At 39.5% G+C, this 11212-nt stretch carries 9 protein-coding genes; 5 read left to right on the top strand and 4 right to left on the bottom strand.

Features of this window, described 5'->3' with window-relative positions:
• Positions 1-159: 159 nt before the first annotated feature.
• The 3 genes from dxs to H5115_RS19625 all read right to left on the bottom strand — a co-directional run bounded on the left by dxs (position 160) and on the right by H5115_RS19625 (position 3260).
• Positions 160-2022 (bottom strand): 1-deoxy-D-xylulose-5-phosphate synthase, encoded by a 1863-nt coding sequence (gene dxs / locus H5115_RS19635; RefSeq protein WP_182756940.1) that lies wholly within the window; start codon positions 2020-2022, stop codon positions 160-162.
• A 105-nt stretch (positions 2023-2127) separates the two neighbouring features.
• Positions 2128-3015 (bottom strand): (2E,6E)-farnesyl diphosphate synthase, encoded by an 888-nt coding sequence (gene ispA / locus H5115_RS19630; protein WP_182756938.1) that lies wholly within the window; start codon positions 3013-3015, stop codon positions 2128-2130.
• A gap of 2 nt (positions 3016-3017) precedes the next feature.
• Positions 3018-3260 (bottom strand): exodeoxyribonuclease VII small subunit, encoded by a 243-nt coding sequence (locus H5115_RS19625; RefSeq protein WP_182756937.1) that lies wholly within the window; start codon positions 3258-3260, stop codon positions 3018-3020.
• Positions 3261-3581: 321 nt separating this feature from the next.
• On the opposite strand from H5115_RS19625, the gene pomA reads away from it, so the two are divergent.
• The 4 genes from pomA (at position 3582) to H5115_RS19605 (ending at position 7977) form a co-directional block, all read left to right on the top strand.
• The gene (pomA, locus tag H5115_RS19620) at positions 3582-4349 is read left to right on the top strand and encodes a flagellar motor protein PomA (protein ID WP_024597197.1); all 768 of its coding nucleotides are present in this window, start codon (positions 3582-3584) and stop codon (positions 4347-4349) included.
• A 2-nt stretch (positions 4350-4351) separates the two neighbouring features.
• Positions 4352-5272: a flagellar motor protein MotB gene (locus H5115_RS19615; RefSeq protein ID WP_182673124.1), complete on the top strand. Its 921-nt coding sequence runs from the start codon at positions 4352-4354 to the stop codon at positions 5270-5272.
• Between the two features lie 213 nt (positions 5273-5485).
• On the top strand, positions 5486-5986 hold the full coding sequence (locus H5115_RS19610; RefSeq protein ID WP_002961730.1) for a hypothetical protein: 501 nt from the start codon (positions 5486-5488) through the stop codon (positions 5984-5986).
• Between the two features lie 50 nt (positions 5987-6036).
• Entirely contained in the window at positions 6037-7977 is a 1941-nt protein-coding gene (locus H5115_RS19605; RefSeq protein ID WP_182756935.1) for a DNA topoisomerase III, read from the top strand.
• Between the two features lie 68 nt (positions 7978-8045).
• Here H5115_RS19605 and H5115_RS19600 read toward each other — a convergent pair whose 3' ends face one another.
• On the bottom strand, positions 8046-9356 hold the full coding sequence (locus tag H5115_RS19600; RefSeq protein WP_182756933.1) for a M20 family metallopeptidase: 1311 nt from the start codon (positions 9354-9356) through the stop codon (positions 8046-8048).
• A gap of 111 nt (positions 9357-9467) precedes the next feature.
• Here H5115_RS19600 and H5115_RS19595 point away from each other — a divergent pair, with 111 nt between their 5' ends.
• On the top strand, positions 9468-10325 hold the full coding sequence (locus H5115_RS19595) for a tetratricopeptide repeat protein (protein WP_165744058.1): 858 nt from the start codon (positions 9468-9470) through the stop codon (positions 10323-10325).
• Positions 10326-11212 lie beyond the last annotated feature (887 nt).

Below are 11212 nucleotides of genomic sequence, written 5' to 3'. Positions count from 1 at the left end.
CAAGTGTTGCTTGCAGTGCTTGTTCTATATTCACAAAAAATCCGTAGTTAGTTTCCTAACTACGGATTTTGCATGATCGCTTGGATCGGTCAACCGGTCATTTTCTTAACTGATCGGCATTAGCCTTGAGGCTCCTTTTTAATAAACTAAGTAAATAGCTTAAGCGATAAACGCCCTAATAGCGGTTAATATTCCTTGCTCGCCTAATCCCATTTCATCGTGCATTTCATCTTGCGTGCCGTGTTTAATAAACTCATCTGGAATACCTAAGTTAAGGATATTAATATCAGCCTTTTGCGTTGCCAAGTATTCGTTAACTGCAGAGCCGGCACCGCCAGCAATAGCATTATCTTCAAGGGTTACAATTACATCGTGGCTAGTTGCAAGCTCATTTAAAAGTGCAGTATCAAGTGGTTTAATAAAACGCATATTAACAAGCGTTGCATCTAATTCGTTAGCTGCAAGCTGTGCGTTTTCAAGCAATGTACCAAATGATAAAATAGCAATTTTAGCACCTTGCTTAATTGTATCTGCTTTACCTATTTCAAGCAGTTGCATAGTGCTTTCAATGTCTGCAGTACCTGCGCTACCTCGAGGATAACGAACTGCAACAGGGCAGTTTGCTTTATAACCGGTGTATAGCATTTGGCGACATTCGTTGGTGTCGCTTGGTGCCATAATTACCATATTTGGAATACAGCGCATAAAGCTTAAATCGTACGCACCTTGGTGAGTTTCACCATCGGCTCCAACAATGCCAGCGCGGTCAATGGCAAATAATACAGGTAAGTTTTGCAGTGCAACATCATGTATTAATTGGTCATACGCACGTTGTAAAAAGCTCGAGTAAATAGCAACAACAGGTTTTAAACCTTCACAAGCAAAACCAGCCGCTAAAGTAACTGCATGCTGCTCTGCAATGGCCACATCAAAGTATTGATCTGGAAACTCTTTAGAAAAACGTACCATGCCAGAGCCTTCGCGCATTGCTGGCGTAATAGCCATTAACTTGCTGTCTTGCTTTGCCATGTCGCATAACCAATCGCCAAAAACTTTTGAAAAAGTAGCAGCGCTAGGTTTAGATTTAGGCAGGCTAGTTGTGCTTGGGTCGAATTTTGGTACACCATGGTAGCCAATAGGATCGGCTTCAGCCGGTTTGTAGCCCTTACCTTTTTGCGTTTTTATATGTAAAAGCTGTGGGCCTTTTAAATTACGCATATTACGTAATGTATCTACAAGCATGTTTACATCGTGACCATCAATTGGGCCTATGTAATTTAGGCCTAATTCTTCAAAGAAGGTCCCCGGGATCATCATGCCCTTAATGTGCTCTTCCATTTTACTGGCAAGTTGCTTTACCGGAGGCACACCTGAGAGTAACTTTTTACTGCCTTCACGAATGTTAGTATAAAAGCTACCTGATAAAATTCGGGCAAAGTGATTTGTTAATGCGCCAACATTTTCTGAAATCGACATTTCGTTATCATTTAAAATAATAAGCATGTCTGATTTTACATCACCTAAATGATTCATCGCTTCAAATGCCATGCCTGCGGTGATAGCTCCGTCACCAATAATGGCTACAGATTTTCGACCTTTGCCTTCTTTTTGGGCGGCAATAGACATACCTAAGGCAGCTGAAATAGAGGTGCTTGAATGGCCTACGCTAAACGTATCGTATTGGCTTTCATCGCGAAAAGGAAAAGGGTGCAAACCGTCTTTTTGGCGAATAGTGTGCATTTGGTCGCGACGACCTGTAAGGATTTTATGTGGATAAGCTTGGTGACCCACATCCCAAACTAGGCGATCGTCTGGAGTGTTATAAACATAATGTAGCGCAACGGTTAGTTCAACCGTCCCTAAACCAGACGCTAGATGACCGCTACTTTGCGATACTGAGTTGAGTAAATAATCGCGCAGCTCATTGCTAAATGCAGGGAGTTTGTCTTGCGCTAAGTCACGCAATTGGGCTGGCTCGTCAACCAAATTAAGTAATGGATACTTGCTACTATCAAGTGTCATGGTTTTATATATATCCTTCGCTAACATTAATTCATTCAAAGCTTTTACGAATAATTAATGTTGAGTAATAATGTCAGTGCTAATTGCAATACGTATGAGCAAAAATTAGTGGTCACGCTCAATTAGGTAATTTGCTAGCGACGCAAGAAGTGTTGTGTCAGCATCTATATTTGCCAACGCTTCATGGGCTTGTTGTATTAAATTTTGCGCCTTTTCTTTAGCGCCTAGCATACCTAATAACGCCGGATATGTCGCTTTATTCGCGGCAATATCGGAGCCTTGTGGTTTACCTAAAGTAACCGTATCGCCTTCAACATCTAAAATGTCGTCGTGTACTTGAAACGCCAGCCCTATAGCATACCCAAAAATGCTTAAATTTTCTAAGGTTTGTTGATCTGCCTTTTCGCTGCACAGTGCACCAAGTGTAATTGCGCAATTAATTAAAGCTCCGGTTTTTAGCTTATGTATTCGCTCAAGCTCTTGTACGGTAATTACTTTATCTGTTGCTGCTATGTCAAGACCTTGTCCGCCTACCATGCCCTCAAGGCCTGATGCGTTGGCAAGCGTAGCAATCATTTTTATTTGTGTTTGCGACGAGCATGTAAATTTGTGATTCGCAATAAGCTCAAAGGCGAGTGTTTGTAGGGCATCACCGGCTAAAATTGCATTTGCCTCGCCAAATTCTATATGGCAAGTAGGGCGGCCACGGCGTAAGTCGTCATCGTCCATAGCGGGCAAATCATCATGAACTAGCGAATAGCTATGGATACACTCAATTGCAGCTGCAAGTACATGTAAGTCTTGCTGGTTTGCACCGAGCATTTTACCTGTGGCATAAACTAAAAATGGACGTAATCTTTTACCGCCATTAAATAATCCATACTGGGTGGCGTTCTTGACTGTTTCTTCAGTATCGAGAGGCTGTTTAAAATGCTGTTGTAAGGTCGCTACTACATCTTTTTGAGCACGTTCGATATAATTATTTATGCTCACAGCTATTCCATATCATTATCAAAATTCGTAAGAACTGACTTTTCGCCATTCCCCATCAAAATTGATACTTTTTGTTCTGCTTGCTGTAATTTACCTGATGAAGCACTTGCTAATCCAATTCCACGCTCAAATTGCTTTAACGATTGCTCAAGCGATAAGTCACCTTGTTCCATGTCACTAACGATTGTAGATAATTCTTCTAGTGCTTGTTCGAAACTTAAGTTTTCAGGTTTTTTAGTCGCCATCTTTATTTCAGCTTACATAATAAATTTAGGGGTCAATTTTAGGGGGAATGCTAAACTAGGTCAAAGGATGATATTGGTTTTTTACCTTTATAACGTTAAATTATATTTCAAGTGTATTAATAAAGCCTTAATAGCGGTCTGTTAGTTTAATAAATCAATTGATAATTAGGTAGCCCTTATAACTTGATCTAAAATAGTGCTAAAGGCTGCTTTTTATGTTTATTTATAAAAATGGCTTAAGCAATTCAATATGTTGCCGATAAGCAGTTAATAATAAAAGTTTATGATAAGGCCATTAAGCATGAAACTTCTGGAGGAAATGTGGATTTAGCAACCATAATCGGGATCCTAGGCGCAATTGGCTTAATAGTCATGTCTATGTTTATGAGTAGTAGCGGTGAAATGGCTATGTTTGCCGATGCTCCTTCTAGTGTAATTGTATTTGGTGGTTCACTTTTTATTGTTTTATCAAATTTCACCATGTCGCAGTTTTTGGGTATAGGTAAAGTTGTTGCTAAAGCGTTTATGTTTAAAATTGAAACGCCAGAAGAACTTATTGAAAAAGCAGTAGAGCTTGCTGATTCAGCTCGTAAAGGGGGCTTTTTAGCACTCGAAGAAGCTGAAATCCCAAATCCATTTATGCGCAAAGGCGTCGACATGCTTGTTGATGGCCATGACGCAGATGTTGTTCGCGCCACACTTCAAAAAGACATCTCTTTAACCACGACTCGACATGAAATGGGCGCAGGCTTATTTAAGTCATTAGCCGATATTGCACCAGCAATGGGAATGATTGGTACTCTAATTGGCTTAGTTGCAATGTTATCTAACATGGATGACCCAAAAGCAATTGGCCCAGCAATGGCGGTAGCGCTTTTAACAACTTTATATGGTGCGTTTTTAGCCAATGTTGTGGCAATTCCTATTCAGGTAAAACTTGAACTGCGTAAAGACGAAGAGGCTATGAATCAGCGTTTAATTTTGGATGCTATTTTAGGTATACAAGATGGCCAAAATCCAAAAGTAATCGAAGGTATTTTGAAAAATTACTTAGCTGAATCTAAACGTAAAGTGGATACCGAGGAGTAATTATGTCTGATCAAGAGTGCAAATGCCCACCACCAGGCCTACCAGCATGGATGGGAACGTTTGCCGATTTAATGTCACTGTTAATGTGCTTTTTTGTACTCTTGCTTGCGTTTTCAGAAATGGATGTACTTAAGTTTAAACAAATTGCGGGCTCTATGAAGTTTGCTTTTGGTGTGCAGAATAAAATTGAAGTAAAAGATATCCCTAAAGGTACCTCTGTTATTGCTATGGAGTTTACCCCAGGCAAACCAGAACCCACTCCAATAGAAACTATTCAACAACAAACAGTAGAAATGACTCAACAAATGTTAGAGTTTCAGGCTGGAGATGAAAGCTCAGCTGGCGGCAGGCAAGAACAACGCGGGGACAAACGTGGTGGAGAATCTCGTAGCACTTCTCAAGAGCAATCGTCAGAGCAAGCAACTTCAGCAGCCGATCAGGAACAAACTAACGAGCTCGTTAAAAAAATCGCGCAGCAGCTTGAAAAGCAAATAATAGATGGTGCAATTGAACTTGAATCTTTAGGGCAGCAAATAATTATTCGTATTAGAGAGAATGGCTCATTTCCCTCGGGTAGTGCGTTTTTACAACCTAAATTTAAACCTATTATTCAAGATATTGGTGAGCTGCTAAAAGATGTACCTGGCGAAATTACTGTTTCGGGGCATACCGATGATTTTCAGGTTTCAAACGAGTTATATATTAATAATTGGGACTTATCGTCAAAGCGTGCTGTAGCAGTTGCAAGCGAACTACAAACAGTGCAAGGGTTTGATAAAAACCGCATGATGGTAGTAGGGCGCGCCGATACTCGCCCACTTGTACCAAACGATTCAAATGAAGACCGCCGAAGAAACCGTCGTGTAGAAATATCAATTCTACAAGGTAAGGCTAAAGAGTCTGATCCGATTGATGTGCGTTAAGCTAGAGCTTGACGCTATCGCTTATTGAATAAGTTTCACTTTAAGGTACTTTGTTCGTTTAAGTACCTTGGCAATCCTATTGTTTTAGCTTAAAGTACATTTCCTTAACATGTGTGATGGAGTTTCTGTGAAAATAATCAATAAATATTGTGGCATGCCAGGTAATGGTGATGGTACAGATGACGATAAAAAAACAAAGTAAGGCTGAGTGTTTTGCCTGAATGGTTTTTGTATATTGTTAGTATTTTAAGTAAAAGCTGGGTTTTAATGCTAAGCCCAGCTATTTTTATATTTTTTGTATTTAAAGATCGCCTAGCCTTTCGATTTGTATTACTGACCGCAGCTTTTTTCCTCTTTGGTAACCTAACTGCTTCAAGCCTAAGAGGGTTTGATGACATTTATATTTATCGTTATTTAGTTTGGGCGCTAACAGATATTATTTGGATGGCACTTATCGCTTACTGGGGGATAAAAGATAAAGTGTACCTATGGCAATGTGCTATTGGTCAATTGGTAGTTATTGGTGCACCTATATTGCAACTATTCCGCTTAGTTGATCGTCATTTATGGGATTTAGCTTACAGTACTGCTGTTTATCAGACTCTAATACCATTTATCAACATAGCCACAGTTGTTGTGTGTTATTTACCTCTAATTATTCTTTTCACTAAACAAGGTAGTTTTAGGGCAAAAGATAAAACTCCCCACCTTTAAAATAGCTGTGCTAAACTACTGTTTATATGAACAGTGAGTGAGCGGCTCCCATGAAACTCTACATTGCAGAAAAACCATCATTAGGCAGAGCAATTGCCGATGCCTTACCAAAACCACATAAAAAACATGATGGCTATATAGAAGTAGCTAATGGTGATTGTGTTTCATGGTGTATAGGGCACTTACTTGAGCAAGCAGAGCCCGATGATTACGATGAGCGCTTTAAAAAGTGGCAGTTTGATCACTTACCTATAATACCTGAGCAGTGGAAGTTAAAAGCCAAAACCAAAACTCGCAAACAGCTCACTGTTTTAAAAAAATTAATTAAACAAGCTTCACAACTTATTCATGCTGGCGATCCAGACCGTGAAGGCCAGCTTCTGGTCGACCAAGTAATAGAAGAAGCTAAAATAAGTCAGGCTAAAAAACAAAGTGCGCAACGTTTACTCATTAGTGATTTAAACTTATCGGCGGTAAAGAAATCATTGGGCGCAATGCGTTCTAATCGAGATTTTGTTCCGTTAAGTGTATCTGCTTTAGCGCGCTCTCGTGCGGATTGGCTATTTGGTATGAATTTAACACGTGCATACACACTAGCTGGGCAAAAAGCAGGGTTTGGTAATGTGCTTTCGGTAGGGCGAGTACAAACCCCTATTTTAGGTCTTGTTGTTAATAGAGATAACGAAATAGCGAACTTTGTATCTAAGCCTTTTTACGATGTATTGGCGCATTTGCTTACTCCAGATAATCAACCATTCATAGCTAAGTGGGTGCCAAGCAAAGCATGTGAGCCACATCAAGATGAAGAAGGGCGAATACTTAACAAAGCTCTTGCAGAAAATGTTGCTTCACGTATTACAAAGCAAAGTGCTGAGCTTACTTCTCTCGACCAAAAACAAAAAAAGCAAAGTGCTCCATTACCTTATAATTTATCTGCACTACAAATCGATGCGGCTAAAGCATTTGGTATGCCAGCTCAAAAAGTATTGGATATTTGCCAAATGCTTTACGAACGTCATAAATTAATAACTTACCCACGCTCAGACAATCGTTATTTACCTAAAGATCACCATCAAGAAGCATCTGCTATTTTAAAGGCAATAAGTGCTAATGGGGGGCAAAGTAGTGAATTAGTAAACGGGGCTGATGTAAAAAAGCGTAGTAAATGTTTTAACGATTCAAAAGTAGCTGCCCATCATGCCATTGTGCCTACGGCTAAGCAGTTAAAGTCAACGAGTTTGAGCGGTGATGAAGCAAAGGTATATCAATTAATAAGCCGTCATTACTTAATTCAGTTTTATCCCGACTATATATATAACGAAACTAAAGCTGAGGTCATTATTGCAGGTGGGCTTTTTAAGGCAAATGCAAAGCAAGATGTAAGCTTGGGTTTTAAGGTGTTAATGGGTAAATCTGAATTAAAAGATGAAGCCTCGCTACCTCCTTTAACAAAAGGTATGCCTCTTTTTTGTGATAAAGGCGAAGTAGTCGAAAAGCATACATCACCCCCTGCTTATTTTACCGATGCTACATTATTGGCTGCGATGACCGGTATTAGTCGTTATGTTAAAGATCAACAAATTAAAAAAGTATTAAAAGACACCGATGGTTTAGGTACGGAGGCAACACGTGCGGGAATAATCGAGTTGCTATTTAAGCGGCGTTTTTTAAAACGTGAAGGTAAGTCAATTAGAGCGACCGAAACGGGACTTGCTCTTATTAGCGTATTACCACAAGGTTTAGCGAGTCCTGATTTAACCGCAAAGTGGGAGTCGAGCTTAGGTGATATTGCACAGCAGGCAATGAGTTATCAGCAGTTTTTACAGCCTTTACTTGCTGACCTAAATGGGTTTGTTCAATTAGCAGCAAACTGCGATAGCAATGCATTTGCGAAGTTACCAAAAAGCTCACCTAAAAAACGTTTTGCTAAACGAGGTGGAAAAGCGACCTTTAAAAAGTCGAGTTATAAAAAAAGCTCTGTTGCTAGTTAGCAACAGAGCTTTTTTTATTAAACCATATTACTTAATGTTGAATTGGTATTACTTAACCTAAACTTAGGTTACTTATTAAATAAGGCAACAGCAGCGTTACTCATTGCTTTTATTCCAGTAGGAATGGCAACTTTATAATCAGGTGCGAATTTACTAGAGTGTAGGGAAGGGAGAACCTCACCTGTTTTTATCGAATCTACATATTGTGCTTGGTTTACACCACCTAGCCAAAATAAGGTAATAGGGATATTTTCATCGGTGCGTCCGTATAGGCCAAAATCTTCACCTGCCATTACAGCTTGTGTTTCAAGTACATTAGTATCGCCAATTGCGCTGGCAATAGAGTTTCTAACAATGTCTGTTTGTGCAGGGTTATTATAAGTAGACGGAATAGATTCATCTTCATGTACATATACAACAGGGTAGCTTGATTCATCTAATCCAGCACTTTGTGCAATACCTGCGGTGATTCGTTTTATTGCAGCTATTTGAGCGCTTCTTACATCGGGGTTATAGCTTCTGAGAGTGAGTTGTAGTTTTACTTCATCCGAAATCACATTATGTTTTGAACCACCATGAATAGACCCCACTGTAATAACAGATGGCTCAAGCGGTGAAAGCTCTCGGCTTGTGATTGTTTGCAAAGCAAGTACAGTGCGTGCAGCTATAACCACTGGGTCTATAGTTGTATGCGGATAAGCACCATGACCACCTTTACCTTTAATTGTAATATCGACAGAATCTACACTTGCCATCGTGTATTCATTTTTCATTGATACCTTACCAGCGGGGACGCTAGCGCTTACATGTAAAGCAATTATATGATCAGGTTTTGCATATTTACTAAATAGTCCTTCGCTTAACATCGCTTTAGCACCCCCACCTACTTCTTCTGCAGGCTGTGCAACCATCATTAATGTACCTTGCCACTGTTTTTTATGAGCAATTAACTGCTCTGCAGTTCCAATAAAAGAGCTCATGTGGATATCGTGGCCACAGCCGTGCATTACACCTACTTTTGCACCGTGCTCATCTATTACTTTGACTTTTGAGGCATAGGATTTTCCTGTTTGCTCTATAATAGGTAAGCCATCAGTATCAGTGCGGATCATTACTGTCGGCCCCTCACCATTTTTATAAATACCAACTACACCAAAGCCACCTACATTACTTGTTACTTTAAAACCCAGCTGAGTTAATCTATCTGCTATCTTTTTACCTGTTTTTTGTTCGTGATAAGAGAGCTCTGGGGATTGGTGTAAGTCGAGGTAAAACTTTTCAATAGCTGGCATGGCTTTGCTTAAATTCAAATCGAGTCCATTTGCTTGTACTAATCGGCTTGCTAATAAAAGTATTGCACTTAGGTAAGTTAATTTCATATTTTCCCTTATTGTTGAATATGTATACCGAGTGATTTAGGTATATGACTTGTAATTATTATGTTCACCACCATATAAAAACCTAAATAGACGAATATGGCAATCAATTCAATGAGCAACATAGTTAGTATTAATGCGCAAAACCTTCAACAAGTACTCGGTGAAACATCACAACAAAAATTGGTGTTGCTTAACTTTTTCTCTCCTCAAAGTCCTGACTGTATAGGACAGGCTGCAATTTTAGATAAAGTAGCAGCAGAATATGCAAGCTATATAGTAGTAGCAAACCTAGATTGCGATGCAGAACAAGCACTCGCTTCTCAACTTGCGCAACAAGTTGGTCTGCAAACACTGCCTACGCTTGTATTATTAAAAGACTCCGCACCAGTAGATTTACTTGCAGGTGTTCAAAGCGAAGCGCAAATACGCGAAGCCCTAGCAAAGCATTTACCTGCGCAACAAGACTTACTGTTAGAGCAAGCAAAGCAAGCGTTATTAAAGTCAGATTTAAATGCTGCATTTAATTATGCAAAGCAAGCTTATGAAATAGACAGCGGTAATGCACGTATCAAGTTAGTGCTAGCAGACATATGTATTCAAATTCACAAGGTAGATGAAGCGCAAGCGCTTATAAATACAATAGGTGCACAAGAGCAAGATGCTTACTTTAATAATATTAAAGCAAAATGCGAAGCCGCGCTTGAAGCAAAAGACTCACCAGAGATTAAAGAAAAGCAACAACAAGTAGAAAAGTATCCAAATGACTTAGAACTAAAAGAAGAGCTCAGTATTTTACTTAATGAAGCAGGCAGAAAAGAAGAGGCATTGGATGTACTGTTTACAGTTCTACAAAAAGATCTGAACTTCAACGAAGCAAAACCAAGCTTTTTAGCCATTATTGCCTCTTTACCTGATGGCGACGCACTCGCAGCTAAGTATCGCCGCAAGTTATATAGTATTTTATACTAGGGTCTGTTGCTCTTTGCAGATTAAAATTTGTTCAAACTAGGGGGGTGTTTAATCGCGGCGCGAGATTTGTAACCTAGTGGGCTAAGTAAAAACCGAGTAACAAAGAGTAAATAGCCCCTAGGAAGAACCCTTTGGGCAGCGCCTGTTTGGCATTAATGCTACGTTATCGCCTATTTATGGGGAGTAACCACACTACATAGGCTCTGCCTTGCCTGAATACCAAACAGGCTGCTGCAAATTTAACCTTGAAAGATAAACAGACCCTAGATTCTAATAACTATTACTTTTGAGAAGCACCTACACAAGGTGCTTTTTGCATTTTTAAGGTTTTAATTAATAGCTTTAGTATGGTTTATCTATGTAAAAACAAGAGTTATCAACAGGGTCTTGTGGGTAACTTGTGTTTATCGTGTGTGCTTGCTTGGGGCTTAATTTTAATTACTATTTTATGCAAATAACGCTTGCGTAAAATCCGCCGCTCCCTATAATGCGACCCCACTGAGACGGGATATGGCGACGCGCAGCGGACAACGCATAGCGAGGCGCGAACTACTCAGAGAGTTAAGTAAAACTTCGGTTTTAAATCTTCCAAAAGAAAATTTAAAACAAAGTGTTGACTCGAAAAATAAAGGGTGTATTATTCTCATCCCTTGAGACGCTAAAGCGACTCAAAACGTTCTTTAACAATATAAAGCAATCATCTGTGTGGGCACTCGTACAGATTGAGTTCTAACAGCCAACCTACTTAGGTAGCGAGGCAAGCAAATTAGAGTCTCAATTGAAAACTGAGTGACCAACAGAAGTAACTTATTTATAAGTTGCTTCGGCACAGTCAATTCAATATCGAAAGATATTAAAAAATTCAGAATTCATTGAGCTGTCGAAAG

Source organism: Pseudoalteromonas sp. SR44-2 (assembly GCF_014163745.1).
GTDB classification, from domain to species: domain Bacteria; phylum Pseudomonadota; class Gammaproteobacteria; order Enterobacterales; family Alteromonadaceae; genus Pseudoalteromonas; species Pseudoalteromonas distincta.
Note: the sequence above shows the minus strand (reverse complement) of the source record. Positions and strands in the feature narration are given on the sequence as shown.

What these genes read in the sequence shown, in the direction of transcription:
- H5115_RS19600 (WP_182756933.1), bottom strand. Translation starts at nt 9,356, where the DNA reads ATGAAATTAACTTACCTAAGTGCAATACTTTTATTAGCAAGCCGATTA.
- H5115_RS19615 (WP_182673124.1), top strand. Translation starts at nt 4,352, where the DNA reads ATGTCTGATCAAGAGTGCAAATGCCCACCACCAGGCCTACCAGCATGG.
- H5115_RS19595 (WP_165744058.1), top strand. Translation starts at nt 9,468, where the DNA reads ATGAGCAACATAGTTAGTATTAATGCGCAAAACCTTCAACAAGTACTC.
- H5115_RS19605 (WP_182756935.1), top strand. Translation starts at nt 6,037, where the DNA reads ATGAAACTCTACATTGCAGAAAAACCATCATTAGGCAGAGCAATTGCC.
- H5115_RS19625 (WP_182756937.1), bottom strand. Translation starts at nt 3,260, where the DNA reads ATGGCGACTAAAAAACCTGAAAACTTAAGTTTCGAACAAGCACTAGAA.
- dxs (WP_182756940.1), bottom strand. Translation starts at nt 2,022, where the DNA reads ATGACACTTGATAGTAGCAAGTATCCATTACTTAATTTGGTTGACGAG.